The sequence below is a fragment of the Pseudomonas putida genome (assembly GCF_016406145.1).
GTDB lineage: Bacteria > Pseudomonadota > Gammaproteobacteria > Pseudomonadales > Pseudomonadaceae > Aquipseudomonas > Aquipseudomonas putida_E.
Genome location: NZ_CP066306.1, coordinates 914,910 through 939,382 on the forward strand (window position 1 = coordinate 914,910; position 24,473 = coordinate 939,382).

Here is a 24,473-nt window from a genome sequence, read left to right on the forward strand (position 1 = left end):
GTTATCTGGCAAAATTGCTTCTTTTGGGGAGAGTTTTATGAAGTGGGCAGAGCGAAGCCGCGAAAGCATGCACAAGCAGGCCAATTCACTGGGAAATTTCCTTGTTGAAGGCTTTCACTACCTTGGCCTGTTCGCCATTGGTGCCGCCACAGCATGTGCTTCGGTTATGGCGTTTTGGGAGATGGTGGAGAAGGGGAGAGCCAGCGTTGATGACATCTTGCTGTTGTTCATCTATCTCGAATTAGGTGCGATGGTGGGAATTTATTTTAAGACAAACCATCTCCCGATTCGATTTCTGCTCTATATCGCCATCACCGCATTGACTCGTTATTTGATTGGTGACGTTTCGCACCACCGTCCCCCAGATGCTGGCCTGCTATATCTTTGCGGGGGTATCTTCTTCTTAGCATTGTCGGTAGTCGCTGTACGACTTGCGTCTTATAAATTTCCATCGAGCAAGGTGTTAGATTCGAATGGAGAAGCCGTAGGCGATAGTTTTTCAGAAAAATAAAGCCGGGATTGGCCCGGTTGTCTCCGCCCGGCCAATGATGCGTTGAGTAACGTTTAATTCCGCCAGACCCTTTTATGTGCGTCGGCTATGCAGACGTGCAGAAAAGGGTCAACTTATAAGTGAGTGAGAAAGATTTATGAATTCCAGGTGGATACTGATAGGTATAGGGGCAGCCGTAGGGGTAGGTGTGTTAGTCGCTGTGGGGGTTTTATGGGCTTATGGGTATTATCTGGGCCCAGTGTCAAGGCAAGCCACCGATTGGGGGAGTTTTGGCTCAGTAATGAGCGGGGCTTTCACACTGTTAAGCTCATTTGCCACAATAGGCACGCTTTTGTTTCTATATCTCCAACAACTAAAAAATGACGAGCGGCAGCAAGCTCAAGATATTGAAAGTAGAGCAAAGCAAGAAAAGCATGATGAAGTTGTCGAAAGACAATTAGCTGCGTTGACTTTTGAACAGTATTTGAATCATCGAAAGCTATTCATAGAGCGATTGCAAGAGCAGGCAGTATTTTTTAACAATGTCATAGCTTTCTCTAACCCGGAAAGGGTCTATAACACAGTTTTTGCAAAAAACAACCCAAGTAATTGTGACTATGTCGTCTACATTGAAAGCCCTGATAAAGCTAAGCCTCATGACTTAACTGATTGCATGGCGATTTACAACAGCATTTCGAGTCTTCTGGAAAATTACAGAGATAAAGAAAAGCACTTGGATTTAATTCAGAAAATTTTCCATTTGCAAGGGTGTTTAGGTTTTGCTTACGTGGGGCCTAATAGAGAAGGGGATATCTATTTTTTAGGTCATCACACAGGTATCAATATTTATTGCATTCAGGAAAGTATTTCTCGCATTGAATATGTTTTGAATTCCATTCTTTTTTATACGGGGAACGATGAAGCTCCAACCATCAAGCATAAGGCTTCGACAGGTTTGCTTCGAGACGCTTTATATGACACTTTGACTCATTACCATAGGGCAAAAGGAGCAATTGAAATTAGATACACAATTGCTGCACTCCCACATTTTCACAAAATTTATGAAGCGAGCCAGCAGCATTTTATCGTGACAGAAAGGATATTAGAAGAAACTTTCGTCCGACTTTCTACGCTGTTCAGTGACCACTCTGAAATTGAGAAGCTAAAAGACTTTGAGTACGCTGACCATCTCACTGATGTTATTCATTTCGAAATCAAAAGACGCAAAGAGCAGTATAAAAGCGACCCGAGTGCAGTAGCAATTTTAGAAATTATAGAGCGTGACCACTGGGCTGCAATGGAAGAGTTAGGGATTACGGAATAGGAAAGCCATGTGGAATATCAAAGCTCTTACGAAACGACAGCACTATCATATGCGAGCTATCTTAAAAAATTTCTCGTATGGTGAAGATTTAGGTATCTATTACAAGGACGGGCGTACTGGCACCCTTTCCTATGAAGACAGAGCGTTTTACGGACATATCGCATGGTCTGATGAAACTGAGACAAGGTACGGGGCAGACATCGAAAGACGTGGCTTAGGTCAAATTCGACACGTCTTGGCAAACAGAAACGTATCAAATCATCAACATCTATCTGAATATCATATTTTTTGGCGGCTTCGCCATATGTTTGCAGTAAATCCAGAGCCGGTTACTAAAATATACGATGGCTTCAATTTCGGAACGTTGGAAGAAGTCAAGGACTGGGCTAACAGGCACGGCAAAATTTACATCAATGGTGATGGAACAATCGACGGAATGTTTGCCGCTACGCTGCGAATCCAAGACGGGTTGGCAAGGTATAGACAAGAGTATGAAGGTGTCTACTGGACTGTTGGAATCGCTGAAAACAGCGACCTGATTTCGGCAGATTGCTTCGCCCGCTCTTTGATTTTTCCTATCTCGTCCAATATCGTTTTGTGCGGCAAGAGAAAAAGAAATAAACAGCCTTGGTTATTGACCAGTGACGACGTTCAAGCCGTGAATGCCCGAGCTATGGAAGAATGTCACTCTTTTTGCTTTGGGAAGCCTAAAAGCGATGACGCAGATGCGTCATAGACTGGGGTATGCTTCGCATGAAAAGCAAAGGCCAGAGAAAGGGCCTAACTCTCATGACTTTAAATCTTCTCAACAGAAAACGGAAAATTGACACAAAAAAAGCCCCTTTCGAGACTCTTTATATTTTGAGCATATCGACCACATCGCGATAATAGCTCTTGCTGTCATTGAATGTTGCCATGAACTCTATGTTATCGACACGATAAACGGGGTTGAACAATGACGGTCTTGTGGCCTTCTTTTCCTGACTTTCACACTCTTGATAGTCAAACTGCTTGGGTGTTGTTATCAGCGTCAAATAGCCCATATTTACCTTTATTGTCTTGATGACCTTCCTGTTTTTCACAAGACTGATAGACACTCTATATTCTGTTCGCACTTCGTGAAATTTGAAGAAGTCGTCAGGCTGTAACATTTCGTCAAAAGCCATCATCACAAATTTATCAGCAACAACGTTGTTGATTGGCTGGTCTGCTTTTGCGATATGCTGAGTTAACTTATGACACTTTGAAACAGACGACACAGGCTTGAATTTATGTGTCTTTGTGAGTTTTATAGATACAGCATCATGGTCGTATTCATCAAGGTCAATCAAGTGAATCTTTTTCTGTGTCGCTTCTTGATATTGCTCTGAGTGAAAGTAGTCACTTAAAAGATAATAAGCATTGTCATATGAGGCTTTATTATTAGTGATTAGTAAATGTCCTGAGCTTGGTGCATTAGAATAGAAAGTATCTGTCAAAGCACTTGCAACACTGTAAAAAGCGTCGCTTGCAATTTCTGCCACGTTAAATTTGATTTGTTTATTCATAAGTCTCCTTTTTCTGTTCTGTTACTATCATTAGAACATATAAAAGAAGAAAGTCAAATTAAAGGGCCTAATTATTTTATGTATTTCCGATAAGGTCAGACGCTATTTAATACGTATTGTCCAACCTTAAATATATTTTTGATTTGCTCTTGACAAGAGTTATTGGCTTAAACAAGCCATAAATTAGACTGTCGAAAAATCAAAAACTCAAAAAAGCCGTGTTACTTTCAAAAAAACAAAGGCAATTTTTTCAAGAAAATATTTTCACGGACAATAAAAAGGGCCTGAAAGGTCACTGCTTAACAACATCATATTGGACATTCACTAATTGCGGTAGTTGATTTAAAAACGCCAAGCCGATTTGATTAGCGGGAATTACTAATTTCTCGACTAATCATTTGTGATTTTCGTATTGTGCCAGAAAAAGGGCCTTAATCTTTAAAGCTGTTTATCAGAATGGCTTTTGCTGTGTAATGTTTATTAAGTTGTTTAATATATAGTATATATATAGTTTAGGGGTTAGGTTTTCCCTTGAATAAAGGCTTTTCCGGGCGTTGATGTGCCGGGTATGTGTAAATCTGTTCTGGGTTTGTGTAACAGGTGTTCTGGGATTGTGTAATTTTTGACTATTATTTAATAGGTTTTATAGTGCTGTTCCAGGCATTTGTAAATAAAAAGCCCGTAAACTCTTGATTTAAGTTTTTTATATGCAATGATATAGGTATAAACATGAGATAATTAGAACAATGAAAGCAAAAATAACAACAAAGAAAAAGAAAGTATACGCATTAGATGGCTTCGTTAAAGTACCTAAAAGCTTTCTGGTAACTCCTTTCTTCAATTCAGTAAGGTCAGGCGATTCATACAATAAAGTTAAAATCGCAAAATACTTCCAATATAAAGATTTGGAGTTCACATCCGAATCATTGTCTATCTTCAATGACTTTGACGTTTTCCTGTTCATCGTTACTGAAACTGTAAAGCAAAAATCAAACGTTATTGAATTTTGGTTTGATGATTTGGCTGATTTCCTTGGAATCGAACCTAATCACAAAGACACGTACTTTAAACGCTACTGCGAAACCATCTCTAAGTTAGAGCAAATACATGTGGCGTTTTTTCTCGATAATGTTAGATATAGCCTTCGCTTTTTGGAGTTGTCCCCTGCACAAGACAAATCCAAGAAATTGCGACTCAAAGTAGACCAAAACTATTTGAACTTCTTTGATAGCGTGAATGAATTATATGGCGTGCAACGCAAGACCATCAAAAGTCTAAAAAGTGATTATCAGAGAATCCTATACTTAATGTATGTGACTAACAGAGCAAACGCAGAGAATCACTTCTCTGTCGATTTGTTGAAATTTAGATTTCAAGTACCTGACACGATGGCTGAAAGGAAATTTGTCTACAACATCAGGAAAGCCAATGAAGCACTAAAATTGAAGGGTCTGATAGAAGATTTCAGCGAAGTCAAAAAAGGCGGTAAAACCGTAAGTTTTAAAGTGAAATACACATATGCAAATCTTCACCCGAAAAAAGAAAAGAAGACCGATATATCTGGCTTCGAGAATCAAGGAGAAGATGAGCATTTCGACGATAGTTCAATCTAAAAAGGAGAAAATACAATGACGAAAAAGAAACAACAAATAAGTATGATGACAGCACAAGACATGATGCAGCGAATATCAGAGATAGTGCTGACATTCAAAAATCAGGGTTTAGCACAGAAGCTCAAAGTTGCTGCATCAAAAGCACTTGATGAGAACAACCTCAGTGCTTTGAAATCACTACTCATCATCGCGTTAGCTGCTCAATGCGACGAAGAACTTATAAATTCTAAGGTCGAAGGTGAAGGTCTATTTTTTGACCCATTATCAAAAGAGTTTTTGAGTGAGTTTGATGCAGAGAAAGCAATCGCAGATTTGAATCGAACGGTTGACCAGATTAGGGCAGGGGTTCAGAAAAGGTCGAACAAGATAGACCAAAAACCTAAATAACGAGTGTCAGGCCATAGCCTGCATTCAACCAGATTAACCACATAAGGAAAAAATGAATGTCAAGAACCTTGCAAAACTGATAACAGTGGCCTTGCTTATAGTCCCTGCGTTCGCATTTGGGGCTTCGTTAGAAGACGCAACGTCTAATCGTGTTGAGCTTATAGCAGAATTTAACAAGCTCATCATCATCACAGGTTTTCTGATTGGCTTGGTCGTAACCATTTCAGGTGCTTATAAGCTTGTCCAAGTCGGCAACCAAGGTGCAAAGTTTGGGTGGGGTGCTCCAGCCATTTACATTCTTGCTGGCGTCGTCATGATGAATGTTTCACCTTCATTGAGTGTCATCACTAATACGTATTTTAAAGTCGACTTCTGCACGATGATAGATGAGAGCCAATCTGTATCATCAAGCTGCTTTAAAGACGAAATCTCAGGTCTTACAGGGCCGCTCAAAGAGCGTATTACCAGATTATCAAGTGACTCGACCGCTGAAAAATTCATAGAGAATATTGAAGTCATCGTTGGCATTTTCCAAGTCATCGGATTTATCTACTTTTTGACCGGGGCGTATGGACTCACACAAGTAGCAAATGGGTCAGCACAAAATGGCTATGCAAAGCCAATAATCACGATGACAGCCTCTGCATTGATTGTAGATATTCCCCACACTGCGACAATGTTTATCGACACGCTACACAAAATAGGAATTAACTTTTAAAGGAGAAAAAATGAAAATATCAGTAGTGTTTTTAACAGCTCTTATTACATCAGGTGCTTTTGATGTTGCTTTTGCAGAGACCTGTAAGGACGTTCGTCAACAGAGTGAGAATGTGACTCGTAAGGCCGGTACTTACGAAAAAATGAAGGACTATATCGACAAGAATTATCAAAGCTGTCTGTGTAGGTCAGAGAATTACAAGGAGTTTAAAGAAGAAGTCGAAGTCATTACGGGTTCTTCAAATGCAGCTAATGTTAACGGTACGGATATAAATATCGTAGGTGCTCACTGCGAAATCGTAATTGCTAATGTTGAAGCGGGCTGCGAAAACATCAATGCACTTTCTGGCCTTGGAAAATTAGAACATTACCAGCGTGAAGATTGTAGATGGGCACTGAAAAAACTGAACATATCAAGAGAATATGAAGATGTTGTTTATACTGACAGCTTCACTGACAGCATGCGACATGAAAGAAGCAAAAGATTTCAAGCTGCTGATGATGAGCACGCTCAACAGAGATTAGAGCTTGATAAATCAAACCCTGAATACCAATGGGAGTGCAAAAAATATCAAGATATGTTTGCGAACGAAGGTATTACTTTTACAGAAGAGCATCGAGCAAGATACAAGTGCTATTGATTTTTAATATTATTATGTAATAATAATATTAAGTAACTTTTTTATCTCCTATGAATCATCATATTTTTATCTTTGCTTTTAGCAGCTTAATAGCTGCAATGGCCTTTATTTATCCCAATCTATTTTCGATAAGCGTGATGCTCACGCTGTTCGCATATCTCGTATATGACAAGGTGTTTATCAAATCAACAATAACAAAAAAGGAGAATGTACTATGAAAAAACTCAAAACAATAATCGCTATCGCAGCAATCTTTTCAATGTCAGTAGCAAATGCTGATTATGTGGTTAAAGTAAATGTCGATAAAAGCTCAATCAATTTCAAACAATACTATGACAACGTTGGGGTAAATCCTGACGACAACAATATGAACAGCAAAGACCCTGCATGCACAGTCAGTCAAGCTGATTTAGATGCTTTCAATGGTAAGTTAATCAGGGTTTTTGACGAAGACAGCGGTTTATCATGCGTCATAGATTACGCCGTTCCTGCTGCGACTTTTTCACCTGTCTGCGTTGGCATGGAGCAAGCGACAACGACAGGATTAGAGTTTTCAAACGCTATGATTGCGAAGGGAGTTAAAGGTTTTGCTTCATTCGCATATTTTGGTGAATGTAAATAAAGAGACATCACAAAAAAAAGCAAACGCCTCGAAGGGCGTTTTTTACAGTCTTGGTTTCATCGTGTTGCGTCTTGTACTACTCATCTGCTTTTGCTTTTCTTCATTCTCTTTCTTCATTTCTTCAATATCTTTCATCTTCTGTGCGGACTCATTGAGCTTATCAAAGGGGTTCTTCACATTCGATACATTAGCAATAGAAGAATTGCCCGTAGAAAACTTGCTTTCAAATTCTGACCTTCTTTTTCGAAGCTCAATATGGTCAAGCTGATTTGGTTCAAAACCGTTGAGTTTATAGCCTTTCTGAGCCAACCCCATCATTTCAAACTGAATCCAAGTCTCACGTTTAAAGCTTCGAATATCACTCGTAACGAAAATTTCTTTGTCATTCTTCTTCTCACACTCTTCAACCATCTTTTGCAGGCCAGCTTTGATGGCGGTAGGACTCATACAATTGAACGTCACAGAACCTCGCTCATAGCGAAATGCTTCACGCGGGCTGTCTTTGAAAAAGAAGGACTTTCCATCATCACTATCAAAGCGAGTGTATAGAGTCTTTTTAGATTTCTTGGCTTTCTCTTCTTTCGTCACTTCATCATCGATAGTGGCGAATTGTGGGCCGCTAAGACCTCCAAACTCACGCTTAGGGGCTGTTTTCTTCCCCAGACGTGCAAGGGTATCAGAAAAGTCTAAATCCTCGCCAAAACGCTGTTTTAATGACTTGTAGGACGCTCCAACGTCAGAAGCTTTGAAGACTTGACCATCTTTTTCAAGAGAATACGCCAAGGCAGCGTTTACAAGAATGGAGTAGCCGCCCAGGTCCAAGAGCTGCAAGAACTCACTGGCCGTCAATGCAGCATCAGTAGCTTGCAATACATCATCTTTAAATTTGGATTTTTCCGATTTATAGCCTTTTTTCTCGTGCCTATACTCGTTCGATGACTGTGGGTTGGTCGGCATTTCAGGCTTTAAGAATTTACGATTTTCAACGACCTTCAAACCGTGCTTCAACTCTGTTTCATAGCAGCACTTTTCAAACAAGCGGTAATCATCTTTTTGATTGTAGATTTCACCCTGATTATTTCGTTTATTCCATACAAGATGAACATGAGTCTCGTCAGTGTCTGTATGCACAGCAAAGCGGTACTTGCGGTTATCAATGTCGATGGTTTCACGCCAAACGCTCATAGCGTGCTCAAGAGCTTGTTCGGGGGTAACCTCATCATCTTTATCAAAGCTAATCATTTCGTGAATAGCAGTGACTTCTTGCTTACGACCTTTTTTATTTTCATACTTGTTGTTTATCTGGTCAAATTTCTTCATGCCCAATTTGTTATAGTCTTCGATACTCGTATTTTCAAATTTGGCCTCACTACCACCAATCAACGCAGCTTTCTTGGTAGCATAGTTCATAGCACGACCAGCAGCAGCCGTGTCAGGTAATTTGCTCAAAACTTTTCTAATCATTTTGAGCCTCTCTTTTTGATTACTGCTTTTCGTGTCTTGTTAGCAATCAGGTCAGATAAGGTTTCAAAACGAGATGATACAGCTTCAAGCGTTTTTCTATCTTGCTCTGTGAACTCACTGCCAGAGTTCACTTTCCTCGCCATCTGATTGATGTTATTACCGATGCTGTCGAGCATTTTGTCTATTTTGACAAAGGCTGCGAGAAGTTCAGAGTTTATGATTTCGACTGTTTGACCAAAACCATCGTCAATGATTTTTTTGAGAAGGGCTGTTTTACTGATTTGCAAATCTGCTGAAAGTTGATTGAGCTTTGCAATATGTTCTGTACTGGCTCTTATTGTGATTCTTGCATTTCTGTTTTTCATGTGTTCCTTGTGTTTGTTAATTTGGTAAGCAAAGGCCGAAGCCTGTTGCTCATTATTCAATCATCAAAATTAAAATCATCTATTTCTTTCGAAAGCTCTCTAATAAGAAAAGTGATTTGATATATGTATTTCTCTTTATCTAATGTTGAAATTTCTGCAAAGAAATCCTTAGCGTCTTCTGGAAAGTTTTCTATTTTTTCAGTCAATAACAAAATTAAAGTTGATAAGAAAAAAATTTTTGTTTTAACAGTTGCAGTAAATATTTCATTGAGTACGTGCTTGTAAAACTTCACGCCGGTCTCATTCTGAAAGTTATTCAGAAACTGTTTAATGTCCTCATCTGAATACATTTTTGGCTCACTCAACATCTCATTTTCTATTTTTACTCTTTTTGGCCTGCTCATAAGTTTCTCCGAAATTATTTATTTTTCATGAAGTCTCGCTTTAGATTTGGCTCTTAAAATTTTCAAACGTCAGTGCAGAAAATCAAGCGGAAATGGAGTTAAAAAGACCGAAGGTTTTTTAACGCCAGACTAATTAACGAACGTTAATTGGTCTGACATTTCCATTGCTTGCCTAAAAAGAAAGTCCTCATATAAAATAAGTTATCATATATTTTAATGCTTTCAAGTGTCAGACAAATATGTCAGACCAAAAAGGTGTCAGACCAAATTAGAAAGCGTCAGACAAAACGTCAGACAAATAAAAAAGGCCATCACATAAATGACGGCCTCTTAATCGTTTGAAGGTTAGATTTTAGGTGCTAAATCGTTTGATGTTTAGACGTGCTTGTAAGCATGGAGCCCAAGTTTTCAAATCCATAGCACTCTAACGGAGCAGACCTGTTTTCGTTCTTTGTGCTCAACTGGCCAATACAGTCACTTCCGACATATGCAGAAGCGGCCAAAGTATCGTTCGAGAAGTCAAAGCTGAATTTGATAGCGTTGGAAGTTAGGAAGTTTATGATATTCAACCGGCCTTCCTCTGTTATCAAGAATTCTTTGGTTTTTTTCAGGTTATTGAATTCAAGTCGATGGATTTTAGTTTGGTTTTTGCTGACTTCAAGTTTTTCGATTTCCTCACGTATAGAACTCAATTCCTGTTCTTCTTTTGATAGTCGAGTGATTATGACCAACGGAATTGCTCCGCTTGTCAGTGCTTCGACCGACTTGTTCAAGTTAGATATGCTTACTTCAAGCTCATGTTTACGTGTGGTTAGTTCTTTTAATTTCTTTTTCGTTTCTCTATCTGCACTTGGTTTGGCTTTCGAAAGCTCCAGAAATTTTCTGGCAAGCTTGATAGCCCCACTTGAATTCTCGTTAATCGACTCAAGTGCTTTGTTTATGTCCTCAATTTCTTTCAATGTCGCTTCGTCAAGTTCTTTGTATTGCGTAATATCGATTGGGCTAACAGATGTTCTGGCGTTATTCAGGCGGTCGAATTCTTTCATGGTGTCAAAGAATATCTTGACTGCTAAGTCGTAGCGGAAGCGGTTTTTACAGGCACCTGTCTCAATGTTCTGCTGGCAGGTCATGTAAAAATATCGCCTTCCTTTACGATTGTAATTGTTCATGAAGACAAGAGATTTGCCGCAACGTTGGCAAAAGCAGGAGTGACGGAAAATATTGATATTGTCTTGCGTTACTCGACCGCTATGCTTTCGGACCTTGCGGTTTTTCATCGCTTCCTTAGCTTCAAGGAAAAGCGAAGGCTCTACCATTTTGGGATAATAATCTTCAACATATTTATCGAAAACAATTTTCCCCTCAATCTTTTTTTGAGACATGAAATAACCAAGTATATACTTTGTCTCAAACAAATCTTTGACGCGAGCTTGAGTCCAATTGATTTTTGCAAACTGATTTGCTTTTTTGATGGTCGCCGTAACACCTTCGCGTTTTAGATTTTGAAGAATGAATTCAATCTCGTCCCTTGCTACTTCATCTATCCCAAGCGACTGCGTTGCTTCATTAAAAATCACGCCGTAAGGAAGGCGATTTTTATTGAATACAATACCTGTTTCAGCTTCGGTTTTTGCCTTTCTCCATGCAGATTTCCGCCGTGTACTCTTAGTCAAGCTCTCTTCATGAGCACGGGTCGAAATCACAGAAAGCATGATGTCTTGATGTAGGGTGTCTTGCTGATTCTCACGTAATCGATAGACATAACCATCAATCGTGGTGACTATAATCACCCCTTTTTTCAGAATCCCGTAAACAAGGTCTTTTGTTTGCAGCAGTCTTTGGCGGCTCAAACGGTCGATACTTTCTACAAAGACATAATCACCTTCCGAAATTGTTAGAGCTTCAATTTGGTCGATTAGGTCTTTTAGCTTCCCTTTTTTCTCGTTGTCGCCTGTATATGCCGACACACCGTCTTCATAGAAGAAATTTTCTTCGGGCACCTCCACTCCGTGACTGGCTGCAATGGCCCGGATTCCCGCTTTCTGGCGGGTTACGCTGTCCTTGTCGTCTGTACCTTGGCGACGGGTCGAATATCGAATGTAGGCGTATCCAGTAGGCATGATTCATCCTCGGCTATGGGGCAAGTCTACCGGGTGTCTGTGTGTTAGAAAACGTCACTCGGTCAAGACCAACCACATGCCTATCCGCTTCCTGCTGTATGTGGCGATCACCGCGCTCACCCGCCTGCTGATCGGTGATGTGTCGCACCACAAGGCGCCGGATGAGGGCCTGCTGTACCTGTGCGGGGGCATCCTGCTGCTGGCGTTTTCGATCCTGGTGGTGCGCTACGCCTCGTACCGTTACCCCTCGACCAAGGTGCTGGACGCCAATGGCAAGGCAGTGGAAGAGGGCAAGTAGCCGTCAGTTGGCGATGGAGTGACCTGACTGCTGGCGCGGGTCGCGGGTGAGGGCGGCCAGTACCTGCAAAGGGTTCTGCCCCAGTTCGATGGCCAAGCCCAGGCGTATGCTGTCGATGACTCGCTGCAGGCGCACCGGGTCGTTGCGCTGGGCCTGGGTGATCAGGCGCTTGGCGACCACGCCGGCGTCATCTGACAGGGTCAGCATGATGCTGCCGTCCAGGCGCTCGATGCTCAGGTTGACGCGATACTCGGGGGCGAAGGCGGCGCTGATCTGTTCGAAGGGATTGTTCATGGTCTGGGCCTGCAATAGGTGATTGCAGGAATTGACCGGGTAGATCCCGGGTTGGTTCAGGGCATTTGATCCGGTAGCCTTGGCGTCATCAGGACAAGGCAATTAGCCACTAGTGTGGCTACACTCCTTTGACCAAAGCCGCGATGGCTGGCCTCTGGCCTGCAAAGGAGTGCCCGTGGTTCCCTCTTCCGCTGCACGCCAGCGTGGCGCGATCGGCCTGATGGCTGTCACCACACTGGCCCTGGCCTTGCTTTTCATGCTGGTAGTGGTCGACAGCGGCCGCCTTTACCTTGAACAGCGCAAGTTGCAACGCATCGCCGACATGGCCGCGCTGGAAGCTGCAGGCCAGTCTGCCGTGTGCACGGGCAATGGCCCGCAGGCCACGGCCATTGCCAGCGTAGCCGCGGCCCGCAACGGCCACACGCCCGGCAGCCCCTTGGTGGCCAGTTGCGGTTACCTGCAGACCGGTGCCAATAGCCTGCGCACGTTTACCAGTGACAATGCCCGTAACGAAGCGATACGGGTCGATGTCAGCAACACAGTCACCACCAGTTTTGCCGCTGGCATCTACATCCTGACCCAAGGGGGGGAGGTGCCGCTGACCTCGACTTTGCAGGCCCATGCTGTGGCATCGAAACCATTGCCGCCACAGGCCATGCTGAGCATTCGCACTACGTTGGCCACGGTCGATTCGCGCCAGTCGGCGTTGCTCGATGGCCTGCTCGGCGCTTTGGGAGGCAATGTGCAGCTTGGCCTCGCGGGCTGGAAAGGCATAGCCGCAACCGATCTCAACGTGCTCAACTACCTCGACCAGTTGGCTGTCGACCTGCAATTGACCGTCGGCGACTACGAGCAGCTGCTCAATGCCGACGCCACTGCCACACAATTGCTGGAAGCGGCGGTCAAGGTACTTGAGCAAAGCGGTGCCGCCGCCGATATCGTCACCAACCTGGGCAAGGTCGCCCTGGGGGCCGGGAACAGCACGTTGCTGCAATTGGGCGACATTCTCGATATTCAGAACGGTACTGCCCAAGCGGGGCTGGACGCCAGCATCCAGCTGCTGCAGCTGGTGCAGGGGGTGATCCAGCTGGCTGCCAGCGAAAGCGCAGCCACTGCCGACTTGCCGATTAGCGTGCTCGGCCTGATCAACGGCCGGGTGCGGCTGAAAGTGATCGAGCCGCAACAGGTATCGGCGGTCGGCGATCCGCGTACGGATGAACTGAGGGTTCACACGGCTCAGGTGCGGGCGATGATTTCGCTCGACCTGCCGCTGCTCAATACCGTCTTCGGCCTGGTCAATGCGGTGCTCGACCTTGTCTCGCCACTGACCAACGTGCTCAACAACCTGCTCAGCCTGAACCTGGCTTCGACACTGGAGTCGGTGCTATGCCTGTTGGGGGTGCCGTGCACTGTCACCGATATCGTGCTGGTGCCCGACAAGCTTCAGCTGGACATTGGCCTTGAGGTCGCCGAAGCCACGGCACGCCTCGACCCGCAGTCTCCTGACACGTTCAGATGCTCGCCCAAGCGTTTGACCGTTCAGGCGCAGAGCGCTGCTGCCAAGCTGGCGGTAGGGCGTTTCGATTCCACTAATGCGTTCTTCACCACCGGCACTACCGCTGTCAAGGCGCTGCCATTGATCGATATCGGCACCAAGCGCTGCACCAAGTTGCTGATACTCGGAACTTGCGAAAGCCGAATACCCTACGCCGGTGGCGGCCTTGGCCTGCGGGTCGACAGCAAGCTGCTGGGCAGTGGCCCGGTAGAGCACCCGCTGGTGTTCCAGGGCCCGGTTAGCGAACCGCCCAATATCGGGCAGCCCGCCGCCTACCTGAACATGCGCCCCGTCAATGACAATGTGGTCGGCAGCCTCAGCGATACCTTGCTGGGCGTCCAGCTCCAGGCCTTCAAACCCACTGCCAACAGTGGCCTCGGCGATGTACTGGTGATCGCCGGCAATGTACTCGGTACGGTCAAAGGCATCATCGAACCTTTGATAAGGGGGTTGCTCAGCCCCCTGATCGACCCCTTGGTCAATGTGCTGCTGAAAGTCCTGGGAATCGACCTGGTCAATACCGACGTCGGCGCCAACCTCAGTTGTTCCACCGGCCGTGCTCAGTTGGTGTTGTAGATGGGCAGCAACACCCGGAAGCAGGCGCCGTCAACTCCATTGAGCGCTTCGAGCCTGCCCCCCATGGCTTCGACGATGCCGAAGCTCACCGACAACCCCAGCCCGGTACCCACGCCCGCAGGCTTGGTGGTGAAGAATGGCTCGAAAATGCGCTCTATCAGGCATGGGTCGATACCTCCGGCGTTATCTTCCACCTGCAGGCACAGTTGCCCTTGCTCGATACGCTGGCAGATGCCGATCCGGGGGCTGGCCACCTGACGTTCGAGCAAAGCGTCCCGCGCGTTGACCATCAGGTTGATCAGCACCTGCTCAAGCTGGTCCTCATGCCCTTGCACCTCCGGGCAGAAATCCGGCTCTTCGACTTGCAAGGCCACACCTTTGCCGCGCAGCCCTTCAGCCAGCAACGCCACTGCGCCATCCACCGCAGTCCAGGCTGCAAACACCTGGTGCTCAAGCGCGGAGCGCCGGCCATAGGTGCGCATGTGCTCCACCAGCCTGGCCACGCGCCCCACCTGTGCATCGATGCGCTGCAGCTTGCCTGTCAGGTACTCGACTTCGACCACCCCGCTTTCCACGCGCTTGAGTGTGTTGGCAATGGCCAGGCGCATCACGTTCAGAGGCTGGTTGATTTCATGCACCAGCCCTGTCGCCAACTCGCCGAGCGTGGCCATCTTGGCGCCCTGCATCAATTGTTGCTGGCTTTGCCTTACCTGCGTGTTGTCGCGCCCCACTGCCTGTACTTCCAGCAGCTGGCCTTGCTCATTGAACAGCCCCCGCTCGGCCCACACCCACCAGGCATGCCTGTGCCCTGGCAGTTGCAGGCAGATCTCCGCGCTGCCCAGCGGCTGCTCGGGTGTCAGCGCAGCCAGCCGCTGTATGAACGACAGACGCTGGCCGTCGGACATCCATTGGCCCAGGTTCATCTCGCTCAGTTGCTCAGGTGTACACTCCAGCTGTTCGGCGAGCGGCCGGTTGCCGAACAGCAGCTGCAGGTCCGGGGTGTAGCGGCAGATCATCGCGGGTGAATCCTCCACCAGCACCCGGTAGCGTTCCTCACTTTGGCGCACACGCTCGGCTGCCTCGGTCGCTTCGCTGACATCCAGCCACAGGCCGACCACCTCGACCGGCTGGCCAAGGTCGTCACGCAACAGCCGGGCTTCGTCCAGCACCCAGTGATAGCCACCCAGATGATCGCGCAGGCGATAGCGGCTGCGTACCTGGCCATCGCGCAGCAGCGTACGTGTTCGCTCAAGCCACAGCGCCCGGTCGTGCGGGTGTACCGCCTGGCCTGGTTGGCGCGCCAGCTCGCTATCTTTGGGCCAGCCCAGCATCGGCGTCAGGCTGGCGCTGAAAAATTCGCCGTGCAGCGCGCCCTCGCAACAGCGCTGGATATAGATCACCGCAGGCGAACTGGCGATCAGGTTCTCCAGCCGGGCACGCGCGGCGCTGGCCTGAAGCTCCTGGGCTTTCAGTGCGCTGATGTCGAGCACAAAGCCGTGCGCCTGCCCGCCGTGTAACTGCCCGACCCAGTGCAGCCAGCGCGGCTCGGCTCCACGGTCGGCTTCGAGCAGGCGCACGTTCAAGCTCAATGCAACACCGTTGCGCAGCTGCTCCAAGGCCATTTGCGCAGCCTCCCGATCAGCCGGGTGCAGGCGCGCCAACCATTGCTCGATGCTTACCGCACTGGGCAGGTCAAGGCTGGCGGCCAGGGCCGGATCGAAATGCAGCGGGCCTTGTACCGGCCATTGCCACCAGCCTGCGCCCAGTTGCTGTTGCAGCTCGTCCAGATGGCGCGAGCGCTGCTGCAACTGGTGTTGCCGCAGGCGCGCGAGCAGCGGCTCGAGCAAGGCTTGCAAGAGCGCCATGGCCGCCTCTGGTGAAGGCACCGATGGCGCGCCCGCACACAGCAACCAGGCCTGAACCTCATGGCCGTGGCTGTAAGGCACAAGGAACAGCGGTAACCCAGCGCAAGTGGCCCGCCACTGCGGCAAGTCAGGCGCGACCTGCTGAAAATGGGCGGGAAGTGCCTGCAGCCACGGCTGCAGGCGTTGGTCATCGGGCCAAGGCCAGTCGCTTTCGCTGCAGGTATGCGCCCGCCAGCCCGATTGGTCTGCCAACATCAGGCGTACCGAGCCGGCATGCCAGTGCTCGGCCAGGCGCATCAGTTGCTCGGCGGTAGTCTGCGTCAGCCAGTCTTCGCTGCAGTCACGTACGGCCTGGCCGACGTCTGCGGCCAGCTGGCGCAGGGTCAGCCACTGCTCCTGCTGAGCGCCTTGGCGCAGCAGGTCGCTGATATCGAACAGCTGCAGCATCCAGCCGATAGCCTGGTGTTGCAGCCAGCCACGAGTCTGCAGGGCCTGGCCGTGCACGGTTTGAAAATCCAGGTCCAGTGCTTGCCCTTGCCAATCGGCGGGCACACCTTCGAGGGCCAGCCAGCTGTGCTGATACAGGTAGTCGTGCACCCGCGCCTGCGCGTGGCTGGGTACGGCCAGCAGCGTGCGCAAGGGCCCGGCCAGGCGTAGCACGTGCCCCTGATCGTCCAGCCACACCTGCAGGCCCACGGCATGCGGCATTTGCGCGGCGGGCTCTGCGGCATGGCTGCCCAGCCAGCGATCGAACAGGCCGCTCACAGTTGCAGGCTCGCTTCGGCCTGCAAGCTCTCAGGCAAGCGGGGCACTTCGCCAATCAGTGGTATCACCAGCAGCGGCAGTACTTTGTGCAGTTTATTTTTCGGATAATTGATCGTCACTTTCAGCAGCTTGTCATCATCCACGCTCACCTGCGCATCGGCCGGCTGGAAGTCGAGTGCCTCGGGCATCCAGGCCAACTGCTCGCGGATCACTGCATGGGCAAGCGCCTGTACATCGTCGTCATAGGTCTCGCTGCTCGGGTCCAGGGCCACGCAGCGGCGCACGGCTTCGCTGCTGGCCTGGTTGAACGATTGCAGCATCAGCATTGGCAGGGTGTAGCTGACCAGGCCGTAGAACACTGTGAAAAAGATCATGAAGACGGCGACGAACTCGATGGCTGCCGCGCCTTTTTGCCGTGCTGCCGGGCCTGCTTGCATGATTGCGTCTACCCTGACGATGAGTCTCGACTTACAGCATAGAAGCCTTCTACGAACAGGGATGGCCAATTGCCAATATCCAGTATTGCCCTGCTGCTGTGGCTTGCCTTGTGCAGCGGGCAAGATGTCCGCGAACGGCAGATTTCCAATCTTCTGACCCTGGGCGTCGCAGCCTGTGCGCTGGTGTGGCTGGCGGTTACCGGGCACAGCTGGATCGGCGCCCGGGCCAGTGATGCCGGCTGGGCTCTGGCGATTGTGTTGCTGCTCACGTTGCCCGGCTACGTGATGGGGCGTTTCGGTGCCGGCGACGTCAAATTGCTCGCCGCGCTGGGGCTGGCCACCAGCCAGGACTACGTGCTCGGTACGTTCATCGGCGCCGGCGGCACCTTGCTGGTCTGGGCGCTGTTGCGACGGTGGGCGCGGCGCAGGGCAGGGCAGGAGGCTGAAAAACAGCCATTCGCGCCCTTTGTGCTGGTGGGCTTTTTGCTGACCAGCGTGTGCCTGCAGTGAGAGCGCCAGGCCCGGTCAGTTGTTCGACTCAGTCATCTTGGTCCAGCGATAGAAATCCGGAATGGCGTACTTGTAGGTTTCCAGCCAGCGCTGCTTGGACAGATCGCGCTCGCGCGCCGTCTGCACCTGCAGGCGGGTGGACGCCTGTTCGCCACTGGACTGCACCCGCAGCAGCGCTTCGGTTGCCGTCAGCGCAGGCGGTTGCTGGCGTGGGTAATCCTCTGCCCAGGCCGTGGTAATACCGGTGCAGCAGGCCAGCAGCATCACATACCTGATCATGACCTTCTCCTTTGCTCAGTTGACCATCACACCTGCGCCACCGGCCGAGGCTATCGGCCCGCGCCCGGTGGCTTTGATCTGGCTGGCGCGTGCCTGGGCCTGGGCAAACTGCGCCGGTTTGAGCCGCAGGCGGCCGACCAGGTCAGTGGCTTGCTGCCAGTTGTCCTGCAGCAGCGCTAAGGTCACCAGGTTGACGGCGGGCAGCGGGTTGTCATCCTTGAGCTCTATGGCGGTCAGGAATTCGAACCGTGCCTGTTCATACCGGCCCATGCTCATCAGCACCACACCCAGATCATTGCGAACCCGCTCGTCGGTCGGGGCCAGACGTACCGCTCGCTGCAGGTTCTGCAAGGCCTGTACGTCATCGCCCCGGGCCGAGGCGAGCTGGCCCAGGCCATGCTCACCCTCGGCCGCGAGGCAGCCGCCGAGCAAGCTGCGGTACAAAGGTTCTGCTTCGCTGCGCCCCAACAGGCGCGAGACCCTGGCCTTGCGCAGGCGTACCTGGTCGAGGGTGTTGGGCAACTGCTCCAGGTGCGCCAGGCTCGCATGCGGGCGGCCATCGTTGAGCATCTCGTCCGCCAGGTTCAGCGCCAGTTGCTGGTCGGCGTCCGGCTTGCCGCAGCTCGAGGTGCCGAACAAGTGTCCGAACCCTTCAGGCTGCTGGCCGGCGCATCCTGTCAGCAAGAGCAGGCCGGTGAACAACAGGGTCGCTTTCATCCATTACTCCCTAGGGGCCCAAGGCCCGCGTCAAGGCGGAAAATCCCGGCCCGGCCAGGACGATGAGCAGTGCCGGGAACAGGAATACCATCATCACAGCCGACATCTTTGCCGACATCTTCGATACCCGTTCCTGCATGCGTGTCAGGCGCCGGTCATCGAGCAGGTCCTTGAGCGCGAGCAGCGATTTCATCGCACCGCTGCCCTGTACCAGCAACTGTTGAAGGATCACACAGGTGTCGATGAACTCATCCACGGCCAGTACCCGCGCGCTCTTTTCCAGCTCCGGGCCGAGCGCCAGGCCTGAGTCAACGCGTTGCAGCACCTGGCGCAACTCTTCGCTGATTTCGGGTAGCAGCGCCTGGCCTTCCTGGCTCAGCACGCGCAACGCCTGCTCTACGGCCAGGCCGGTCTCGAAGAGAATGCGTAGCAGCGGAATCATCAGGCTGACTTCCAGGGCGATGCGCTGCTGGCGCCGCCTGGCGGCAACCGCCAGCAAGCGCTTGGGCAACAGGTAGCTGGCACCCAAGGCAAACAACGGCCAGACCAGCCAGTGCGTGCCGTCACTGCCCAGTGCGGCTTGTTGGAGGATCAGGGTCAGTATGACCGCCACCAGCGGCAGCCCCAGTTGCATGGCAGCAAACAGCGCCCGCTGGCGGCTGCGGCGCCAGCCGACACGGTCAAGCAAGGCCTGGGTTTCCCCGTCGAGTTTCTGCAGGCGTTGCCCCAGGGGGCTATTGCCCAGCCAGTGCAGCCAGTCCCCCAGGCGCTCCTCGCGCGCCAGCCGCCCCTGCAGCCTGCGAGCGACCAGGTAGCGGGCACGCAGCTGGCGGGCGGCCTGCAAGCCAAGCAGGCCGGCGGCGATGAACAGGCACACGGCACATAGCAACAAGGCCATGGTCAGAGGCTCCTCATCATGCGCCACAGCACCAGGCAGCCGACCACCTGCAGGGCGAAGGCGAGCAGCAGCATCATCTGGCCGCTGCTGTCTTGCCACATGGTCAGCAGGTAGTGCGGATTGGCCATCAGGAAGTAGCCGACCATGCACAGCGGCAAGGCACCCAGGATCATCGCTGTGATGCGGGTTTCGCCGGTCATCGCCTTGAGCTGGCGGCTGCCTTGTTCACGCTCGCGGATCAGCTTGATCAGGTTCTCCATCAGCTCGCTGGTATTGCCGCCGTAGCGCTGGTTGATGCGCAGCCCCATGGCGAACAGACGCAACTCGTCCTGGTTGTAAAGCTCGGCCAGTTCGTTGACCGCATCGTCCAGCGGCACTCCCAGCTGTACGTTGCGCCGTACCCGGGTCATGGTCGAGCGCAAGGGCTCGCGAGAGCCGTCGATACCACCAAGGACCGCGTCATTGAGGGTTCGCCCGGCCTTGAGGCTGCGCACGCTGTAGTCCAGCAAAGCGGGCAGCTGTTCGACAAGCTGGTGCACGCGCCGTCGACATAGCCAACTGAGGGTGAAATAGCCGAGCAGCGGCAGGCCGACCAGCACCATCAGCCCGGCCACCCAACCGGCCCCCAGCAGCGCCACCAGCGCCAGACCGAGCCAGGCCAGCAGCCAGCGCTGCGGTTGCCAGTCGGTTGCACCAAGCCCGGCACGTTGCAACAGCGGCTCGAGCCAGTCGCGCCGTGCATTGCCGCTGCGGACCAATTCAAAGGCCCGCCCCAGGCGCTGGAGAATGCGCTGTTCGCTGCGCTTGTACAGGCCCCGGCGAAACAGCATCAGGGAGACGCCCAGCAGCAAGGGCGACAGCGCCAGCAGCAAGGGGCCGGTCATTGCACACCTTCATGGCGCAGTTTGCTGCCTGCGGGGTTCGGCGCCTCCCGCAGAAACACGTCGCCGCCGCGGCGGTCGAGCCGGAACAGCGTGCTGGTCACGTACACGTCGTCACGCACGCCGACCACTTCCAGGATTTCACTGACGCAGCGGCGCCCGTCGGGCAGGCGGGCCAGCTGGATCACCACGTCCAGTGCCGCGCAGATCATCTGCCGCAAGGTCTTCTCGGCGATCTGCCGCCCGCTCAGGCCAACCAGGGTTTCCAGGCGTAGCAAGGCGTCCTGCGCGGTGTTGGCGTGCACCGTACTCATCGAGCCGTCGTGGCCGGTGTTCATCGCGGTGAGCACGTCCAGCACCTCGGTGCCGCGGATCTCGCCGAGGATGATACGGTCCGGGCGCATGCGCAGGGCATTGCGGATCAGCTCGCTGGCCTTGATCTCGCCGTGCCCCTCGGCATTTGGCGGGCGGGTCTCAAGGCGTACCACGTGGGGATGGTGCAGTTGCAATTCGGCGACGTCTTCGATGGTCACCAGGCGCTCGCGCGGGGCGATCATCTGGCTGAGGATGTTCAGCAGGGTGGTCTTGCCGGTGCCGGTGCCGCCACTGACCAGGATGTTGCAGCGCCGACCCACGGCGCGCTCGAGGAAGTCGAAAATGTGCTGGTCGATGGCGCGGGTGGCGAGCAGGTCGGCGCTTTTGAGCATGTCCTGGCGGAATTTGCGGATCGACAGGCATGGCCCGTCCAGGGCCACGGGTGGAATGATCGCGTTGACCCGGCTGCCGTCCGGCAGGCGCGCGTCGACCATCGGCGACGATTCGTCCAGGCGCCGCCCGAGCGGTGCGAGGATGCGCTGCATGACGCGCTCGACGTGTTGGGCATCGATGAAACGCAGGTCGGTCTGTTGCAACTGCCCGGCCCGCTCGACGAACACCCTGTGCGGCCCGTTGACCAGAATCTCGGTGACACTGGCGTCCCGCAGCAGCACCTCCAGCGGCCCGAACCCGGTCAGCTCGTCGACCAGTTCTTCGGCCAGGCGCTCCATTTCGTAGCGTGACATTGCCAGGCGCAGGCGTGCCACGTAATCGCCCACCTGCTCCAGCACAAACTGCGTCAGTGCCGGGCGTGCGCCTTCGAGCAGGTTGCGGCCGCTGTCTTCGATGGCATCGATGGCAAAGCGGTGCAGCGCACGCTTGAGCGCATAAGGGTCGCCCGAGGCATGGTGGGGGCCGCCGAAGGGTTGGTCGCCGTTCATTTGCTGCCCCATAGCCGACGCAGCCAGGTAAAGGCCGGTGGCGCAAGGTTTTCCGAGCGCTGCGCCAAACGCTCACCCAGACCGCGCAGGGCTTGGGTAAGGTTTTCGCGCGGTGCCAGCTCGAACAGGCTCAGGCCCTGGTTTTTCACGTTCAGCCGCACCTCGGGGCTGTCGGGCATGACCTTGAGCAGCGGTAGAGCGTAGCGCTTGGCCAGGCTCTCGGCGTCTGGGGCGACATTGCTCAGGTAGCGGTCGACCAAGAGGCTGGCATGCTCCAGCTTGATGCCATGATCGCGCCACAGCTCCAGCACTTCGAGGTTGCGTCGGCAGTCGAGGATGTTCTGGTCGGTATAGATGATGAGCTTGTCGCAGTGGCTGATGATGGTGCGCAGGGCCTCGCTGTCGGCATGCCCGGTCAGGTTCACGACGATGTGCTGGAAGTGCTGGCGCAGTGCGCTGAGCAGCATGTACAGCTCGGCGGCACTGGTCTGGCGCAGGGGGTCGTCGTTCTCGGCGAAGGTCAGCAGGCGCAGGCCTTTCTTGTCGCGGGTGAAAGCACTGTCGATCAGGGTGGTGTCGAGCCGGCGCAGGTGGCGCAGTGCATCGCCGAAATAGAACGACGCCTCCAGCCCCAGCAGCGCCAGGCTGTCGCCCCGTGGCATGCCCAGGTCCAGCAGCAGTGTCTGCTGGCCACTTTCTTGGACCACCCGCGCCAGGTGCGTGGTCAGCAAAGCGCCGTCGGCACCGGTCTGCACACCGTACAGCACGGTGAGGCCGCCCAGGCTGGGGTTGTTGGTGACGGTGGGCATGCGCTTGCCCAGCCGCCGTACCAGCCCGGCCACCTCACTGGCCCGCGAGCCATAGGCTACGAAATCGCGGGCGCCGGCACGCATGGCGTGCAGCACCAGTTGATTGTCCATGCCATCGCCCAGAGCGACGATCGCCAATAGCGGCTTGGCTTCAAGCACACCCTCGATCAGTGCGCACTGATTGACCAGTTGCTCACGGTCCAGGCCGATGAACACCAGGGTGCTGAAGGTCGCATTGATCAGCGCCAGCAGTTCGTCGAGGCTGCCGCCACTGGCGCCGATCACCTGGCCTTGGGGTGCCAGCGCGCTCTGCAGCCACTGCAGGTCTTCTTCATTGCGGGTGATGCCCAGAAAGGTCTGGTTGAGGCTCTCGTTCATCGTGATAACCCGCTTTGGCCATCGAAGTTGCCGTTTTCCATGAAGAACAGCCGGCCCCAGCTGGGGTCGTAGGTACGCAACCCCTCGCCTGGCAGTTCCGGCAGGCGGGCATTGGCCGCCAGCGGTTGAACCAGGTGCGGGGTGACGATCATCAGCAACTCGGTCTCCTCACGCACCAGGGCCGATTGCCGGAAGAACGCGCCAAGGATCGGCAAGTTGCCCAGCCCGGGGAGCTTGTCCACGGCGGAGCGGGTGTTGTTGCCGACCAGGCCGCTGATGATGAAACTCTCGCCATCGGCCAGGGAAATGCTGGTATCGGTGCGCCGTATGCTCAGCCCCGGTACGCTTGTGCCGCCAATGGTCACCGCATTGGTGTAATCCAGCTCGCTGACTTCAGGCGCTACCTTCAGGGTAATGCGGTCGCGGCTGATCACGGTCGGCGTCAGTGCCAGACGCACGCCGAACTCCTTGTACTCGATCGAGAAGTTGTCACTGCCGGCGCTGGGCACCGGGATCGGTATCTCGCCACCGGCCAGGAAGCTTGCAGTCAGGCCGCTGAGCACGGTGAGGCTGGGCCGCGCCAGGGTGTAGGCGAAACCGCTGTTTTCCAGAGCATTGATGGCCGCCAGGAAACGGCTGCTGCCGCCGCCCCAGACGATGTTGAACACACCGTTGTTGAGCGGGATCTGCGGCGAGGTGACAGGCACGGCGCCCGGTGTCACAGAAGTGCCTGGCACGGTGCCCGGCGACCCGATCAGGCTGTTGTTCGAGCCGCTGAAAAACAGCCGGGCGCCGGCTTCCTTGTACTTGGTGCGGCGCACCTCGACGAAGCGGATATCGGCCTGCACCTGGCTTGGCAACTCCGGATCCAGCGACGGCGGCAGGCCCGTTTCGGCCATGGCGGCGCTGGCTTGGCCTTTGACGAACAGCATGGCCCGATGTGGCCCCGGTGCGCAGGCTGTCCACAGCATGAGCGTGGTATTGCCTTGGCCCACGGCCGTCACCAGCACGGCGCGGTCACCGCTGGGTTGCACGTCGGCAACCTTGGGGTCGCCGACGGCGGCCCGGGTGATCGCCAGCGGCAAGCGCAATTCTTGCTGCAGGCCTTGGTCGATTTCGATCACCGAAGGTAGCTGGGCAAATGCTTCGCAGCCTTTGCTGGCACCATGGGCGTTCGGCAGCAGCGCAACCGTGAGCAGGGCAAGGCACGCGAGACTGAAGAACCGTTTTGAACTGCAACGCTCGGAACTACGCATACTGC

The 24,473-nt window shown here is 52.4% G+C and carries 25 protein-coding genes and 1 pseudogene; 11 read left to right on the forward strand and 15 right to left on the reverse strand.

Annotation, left to right across the window (positions count from 1 at the left end):
* Window positions 1-37: 37 nt before the first annotated feature.
* The 3 genes from JET17_RS04175 (at window position 38) to JET17_RS04185 (ending at window position 2,550) form a co-directional block, all read left to right on the forward strand.
* Complete coding sequence (locus JET17_RS04175; RefSeq protein WP_012312752.1) at window positions 38-511, forward strand: phosphate-starvation-inducible protein PsiE; 474 nt, start codon at window positions 38-40, stop codon at window positions 509-511.
* 136 nt (window positions 512-647) lie between these two features.
* Entirely contained in the window at window positions 648-1,814 is a 1,167-nt protein-coding gene (locus JET17_RS04180; RefSeq protein WP_012312753.1) for a hypothetical protein, read from the forward strand.
* 7 nt (window positions 1,815-1,821) lie between these two features.
* Entirely contained in the window at window positions 1,822-2,550 is a 729-nt protein-coding gene (locus JET17_RS04185) for a hypothetical protein (RefSeq protein WP_012312754.1), read from the forward strand.
* Window positions 2,551-2,668: 118 nt separating this feature from the next.
* Here JET17_RS04185 and JET17_RS04190 read toward each other — a convergent pair whose 3' ends face one another.
* Window positions 2,669-3,361, reverse strand: a complete 693-nt coding sequence (locus tag JET17_RS04190; protein WP_012312755.1) for a hypothetical protein — start codon at window positions 3,359-3,361, stop codon at window positions 2,669-2,671.
* Window positions 3,362-4,107: 746 nt separating this feature from the next.
* On the opposite strand from JET17_RS04190, the gene JET17_RS04195 reads away from it, so the two are divergent.
* The 5 genes from JET17_RS04195 to JET17_RS04215 all read left to right on the forward strand — a co-directional run bounded on the left by JET17_RS04195 (window position 4,108) and on the right by JET17_RS04215 (window position 7,341).
* Window positions 4,108-4,974 carry a hypothetical protein gene (locus tag JET17_RS04195; RefSeq protein ID WP_012312756.1) on the forward strand — a complete coding sequence of 289 codons (867 nt, stop codon included), beginning with the start codon at window positions 4,108-4,110 and terminating at the stop codon, window positions 4,972-4,974.
* 15 nt (window positions 4,975-4,989) lie between these two features.
* A complete protein-coding gene (locus JET17_RS04200; RefSeq protein ID WP_012312757.1) occupies window positions 4,990-5,361 on the forward strand; it encodes a hypothetical protein in 372 nt (123 codons plus the stop codon).
* Between the two features lie 52 nt (window positions 5,362-5,413).
* Complete coding sequence (locus JET17_RS04205; RefSeq protein ID WP_012312758.1) at window positions 5,414-6,079, forward strand: hypothetical protein; 666 nt, start codon at window positions 5,414-5,416, stop codon at window positions 6,077-6,079.
* A 10-nt stretch (window positions 6,080-6,089) separates the two neighbouring features.
* Window positions 6,090-6,719, forward strand: coding sequence for a hypothetical protein (locus JET17_RS04210; RefSeq protein ID WP_150105114.1), 630 nt, complete (start codon window positions 6,090-6,092; stop codon window positions 6,717-6,719).
* A 214-nt stretch (window positions 6,720-6,933) separates the two neighbouring features.
* Window positions 6,934-7,341, forward strand: a complete 408-nt coding sequence (locus JET17_RS04215) for a hypothetical protein (protein WP_042111163.1) — start codon at window positions 6,934-6,936, stop codon at window positions 7,339-7,341.
* Between the two features lie 42 nt (window positions 7,342-7,383).
* On the opposite strand, the gene JET17_RS04220 is transcribed toward JET17_RS04215, so the two are convergent.
* The 4 genes from JET17_RS04220 to JET17_RS04235 all read right to left on the reverse strand — a co-directional run bounded on the left by JET17_RS04220 (window position 7,384) and on the right by JET17_RS04235 (window position 11,694).
* Window positions 7,384-8,805 carry a relaxase/mobilization nuclease domain-containing protein gene (locus tag JET17_RS04220; protein ID WP_150105115.1) on the reverse strand — a complete coding sequence of 474 codons (1,422 nt, stop codon included), beginning with the start codon at window positions 8,803-8,805 and terminating at the stop codon, window positions 7,384-7,386.
* Window positions 8,802-9,170 (reverse strand): plasmid mobilization relaxosome protein MobC, encoded by a 369-nt coding sequence (gene mobC / locus JET17_RS04225; protein ID WP_012312761.1) that lies wholly within the window; start codon window positions 9,168-9,170, stop codon window positions 8,802-8,804. The genes JET17_RS04220 and mobC overlap by 4 nt, the downstream gene beginning before the upstream one ends.
* Before the next feature lie 56 nt (window positions 9,171-9,226).
* Window positions 9,227-9,574, reverse strand: a complete 348-nt coding sequence (locus tag JET17_RS04230; RefSeq protein ID WP_012312762.1) for a hypothetical protein — start codon at window positions 9,572-9,574, stop codon at window positions 9,227-9,229.
* Window positions 9,575-9,933: 359 nt separating this feature from the next.
* The gene (locus JET17_RS04235) at window positions 9,934-11,694 is read right to left on the reverse strand and encodes a recombinase family protein (protein WP_080516459.1); all 1,761 of its coding nucleotides are present in this window, start codon (window positions 11,692-11,694) and stop codon (window positions 9,934-9,936) included.
* Between the two features lie 64 nt (window positions 11,695-11,758).
* Here JET17_RS04235 and JET17_RS04240 point away from each other — a divergent pair.
* Window positions 11,759-11,992, forward strand: a pseudogene (locus JET17_RS04240) (phosphate-starvation-inducible PsiE family protein); the annotation flags it as partial.
* A gap of 3 nt (window positions 11,993-11,995) precedes the next feature.
* On the opposite strand, the gene JET17_RS04245 reads toward JET17_RS04240, so the two are convergent.
* Entirely contained in the window at window positions 11,996-12,286 is a 291-nt protein-coding gene (locus tag JET17_RS04245; RefSeq protein ID WP_012312765.1) for a DUF3509 domain-containing protein, read from the reverse strand.
* Window positions 12,287-12,461: 175 nt separating this feature from the next.
* On the opposite strand from JET17_RS04245, the gene JET17_RS04250 reads away from it, so the two are divergent.
* Complete coding sequence (locus JET17_RS04250; RefSeq protein WP_012312766.1) at window positions 12,462-14,417, forward strand: pilus assembly protein TadG-related protein; 1,956 nt, start codon at window positions 12,462-12,464, stop codon at window positions 14,415-14,417.
* On the opposite strand, the gene JET17_RS04255 is transcribed toward JET17_RS04250, so the two are convergent.
* Entirely contained in the window at window positions 14,402-16,990 is a 2,589-nt protein-coding gene (locus tag JET17_RS04255) for a PAS domain-containing sensor histidine kinase (protein ID WP_042111880.1), read from the reverse strand. The genes JET17_RS04250 and JET17_RS04255 overlap by 16 nt on opposite strands.
* Before the next feature lie 53 nt (window positions 16,991-17,043).
* Window positions 17,044-17,484 carry a TadE/TadG family type IV pilus assembly protein gene (locus JET17_RS04260; RefSeq protein ID WP_012312768.1) on the reverse strand — a complete coding sequence of 147 codons (441 nt, stop codon included), beginning with the start codon at window positions 17,482-17,484 and terminating at the stop codon, window positions 17,044-17,046.
* A gap of 75 nt (window positions 17,485-17,559) precedes the next feature.
* Between JET17_RS04260 and JET17_RS04265 the strand changes: the two genes are divergently transcribed.
* Window positions 17,560-17,994 carry a prepilin peptidase gene (locus tag JET17_RS04265; RefSeq protein ID WP_042111882.1) on the forward strand — a complete coding sequence of 145 codons (435 nt, stop codon included), beginning with the start codon at window positions 17,560-17,562 and terminating at the stop codon, window positions 17,992-17,994.
* Window positions 17,995-18,009: 15 nt separating this feature from the next.
* Here the strand turns inward: JET17_RS04265 and JET17_RS04270 are convergent, their stop codons facing one another.
* The 7 genes from JET17_RS04270 to JET17_RS04300 are packed head-to-tail and all read right to left on the reverse strand — an operon-like array spanning window position 18,010 to window position 24,468.
* Window positions 18,010-18,273, reverse strand: coding sequence for a DUF3613 domain-containing protein (locus JET17_RS04270; RefSeq protein ID WP_012312770.1), 264 nt, complete (start codon window positions 18,271-18,273; stop codon window positions 18,010-18,012).
* A 15-nt stretch (window positions 18,274-18,288) separates the two neighbouring features.
* Window positions 18,289-18,990, reverse strand: a complete 702-nt coding sequence (locus JET17_RS04275) for a tetratricopeptide repeat protein (RefSeq protein ID WP_012312771.1) — start codon at window positions 18,988-18,990, stop codon at window positions 18,289-18,291.
* Window positions 18,991-19,000: 10 nt separating this feature from the next.
* A complete protein-coding gene (locus JET17_RS04280) occupies window positions 19,001-19,888 on the reverse strand; it encodes a type II secretion system F family protein (RefSeq protein ID WP_012312772.1) in 888 nt (295 codons plus the stop codon).
* Between the two features lie 2 nt (window positions 19,889-19,890).
* Window positions 19,891-20,772: a type II secretion system F family protein gene (locus JET17_RS04285; RefSeq protein ID WP_012312773.1), complete on the reverse strand. Its 882-nt coding sequence runs from the start codon at window positions 20,770-20,772 to the stop codon at window positions 19,891-19,893.
* Window positions 20,769-22,025 carry a CpaF family protein gene (locus tag JET17_RS04290; protein ID WP_012312774.1) on the reverse strand — a complete coding sequence of 419 codons (1,257 nt, stop codon included), beginning with the start codon at window positions 22,023-22,025 and terminating at the stop codon, window positions 20,769-20,771. Before JET17_RS04290 ends, JET17_RS04285 begins: the two co-directional genes overlap by 4 nt.
* Window positions 22,022-23,212 carry a hypothetical protein gene (locus tag JET17_RS04295; protein WP_012312775.1) on the reverse strand — a complete coding sequence of 397 codons (1,191 nt, stop codon included), beginning with the start codon at window positions 23,210-23,212 and terminating at the stop codon, window positions 22,022-22,024. Before JET17_RS04295 ends, JET17_RS04290 begins: the two co-directional genes overlap by 4 nt.
* Window positions 23,209-24,468, reverse strand: a complete 1,260-nt coding sequence (locus JET17_RS04300; RefSeq protein WP_012312776.1) for a type II and III secretion system protein family protein — start codon at window positions 24,466-24,468, stop codon at window positions 23,209-23,211. The genes JET17_RS04295 and JET17_RS04300 overlap by 4 nt, the downstream gene beginning before the upstream one ends.
* Window positions 24,469-24,473 lie beyond the last annotated feature (5 nt).

Excerpts from the sequence above, each read along its gene's own strand:
- JET17_RS04230 (WP_012312762.1), bottom strand. The coding sequence starts at position 9,574 with ATGAGCAGGCCAAAAAGAGTAAAAATAGAAAATGAGATGTTGAGTGAG.
- JET17_RS04290 (WP_012312774.1), bottom strand. The coding sequence starts at position 22,025 with ATGAACGGCGACCAACCCTTCGGCGGCCCCCACCATGCCTCGGGCGAC.
- JET17_RS04260 (WP_012312768.1), bottom strand. The coding sequence starts at position 17,484 with ATGCAAGCAGGCCCGGCAGCACGGCAAAAAGGCGCGGCAGCCATCGAG.
- JET17_RS04210 (WP_150105114.1), top strand. The coding sequence starts at position 6,090 with ATGAAAATATCAGTAGTGTTTTTAACAGCTCTTATTACATCAGGTGCT.
- JET17_RS04195 (WP_012312756.1), top strand. The coding sequence starts at position 4,108 with ATGAAAGCAAAAATAACAACAAAGAAAAAGAAAGTATACGCATTAGAT.
- JET17_RS04220 (WP_150105115.1), bottom strand. The coding sequence starts at position 8,805 with ATGATTAGAAAAGTTTTGAGCAAATTACCTGACACGGCTGCTGCTGGT.
- JET17_RS04205 (WP_012312758.1), top strand. The coding sequence starts at position 5,414 with ATGAATGTCAAGAACCTTGCAAAACTGATAACAGTGGCCTTGCTTATA.
- JET17_RS04185 (WP_012312754.1), top strand. The coding sequence starts at position 1,822 with ATGTGGAATATCAAAGCTCTTACGAAACGACAGCACTATCATATGCGA.
- JET17_RS04270 (WP_012312770.1), bottom strand. The coding sequence starts at position 18,273 with ATGATCAGGTATGTGATGCTGCTGGCCTGCTGCACCGGTATTACCACG.
- JET17_RS04190 (WP_012312755.1), bottom strand. The coding sequence starts at position 3,361 with ATGAATAAACAAATCAAATTTAACGTGGCAGAAATTGCAAGCGACGCT.
- JET17_RS04235 (WP_080516459.1), bottom strand. The coding sequence starts at position 11,694 with ATGCCTACTGGATACGCCTACATTCGATATTCGACCCGTCGCCAAGGT.
- JET17_RS04280 (WP_012312772.1), bottom strand. The coding sequence starts at position 19,888 with ATGGCCTTGTTGCTATGTGCCGTGTGCCTGTTCATCGCCGCCGGCCTG.
- JET17_RS04180 (WP_012312753.1), top strand. The coding sequence starts at position 648 with ATGAATTCCAGGTGGATACTGATAGGTATAGGGGCAGCCGTAGGGGTA.
- mobC (WP_012312761.1), bottom strand. The coding sequence starts at position 9,170 with ATGAAAAACAGAAATGCAAGAATCACAATAAGAGCCAGTACAGAACAT.
- JET17_RS04285 (WP_012312773.1), bottom strand. The coding sequence starts at position 20,772 with ATGACCGGCCCCTTGCTGCTGGCGCTGTCGCCCTTGCTGCTGGGCGTC.
- JET17_RS04215 (WP_042111163.1), top strand. The coding sequence starts at position 6,934 with ATGAAAAAACTCAAAACAATAATCGCTATCGCAGCAATCTTTTCAATG.
- JET17_RS04200 (WP_012312757.1), top strand. The coding sequence starts at position 4,990 with ATGACGAAAAAGAAACAACAAATAAGTATGATGACAGCACAAGACATG.
- JET17_RS04255 (WP_042111880.1), bottom strand. The coding sequence starts at position 16,990 with ATGCCGCATGCCGTGGGCCTGCAGGTGTGGCTGGACGATCAGGGGCAC.
- JET17_RS04275 (WP_012312771.1), bottom strand. The coding sequence starts at position 18,990 with ATGAAAGCGACCCTGTTGTTCACCGGCCTGCTCTTGCTGACAGGATGC.
- JET17_RS04300 (WP_012312776.1), bottom strand. The coding sequence starts at position 24,468 with ATGCGTAGTTCCGAGCGTTGCAGTTCAAAACGGTTCTTCAGTCTCGCG.
- JET17_RS04175 (WP_012312752.1), top strand. The coding sequence starts at position 38 with ATGAAGTGGGCAGAGCGAAGCCGCGAAAGCATGCACAAGCAGGCCAAT.
- JET17_RS04295 (WP_012312775.1), bottom strand. The coding sequence starts at position 23,212 with ATGAACGAGAGCCTCAACCAGACCTTTCTGGGCATCACCCGCAATGAA.
- JET17_RS04245 (WP_012312765.1), bottom strand. The coding sequence starts at position 12,286 with ATGAACAATCCCTTCGAACAGATCAGCGCCGCCTTCGCCCCCGAGTAT.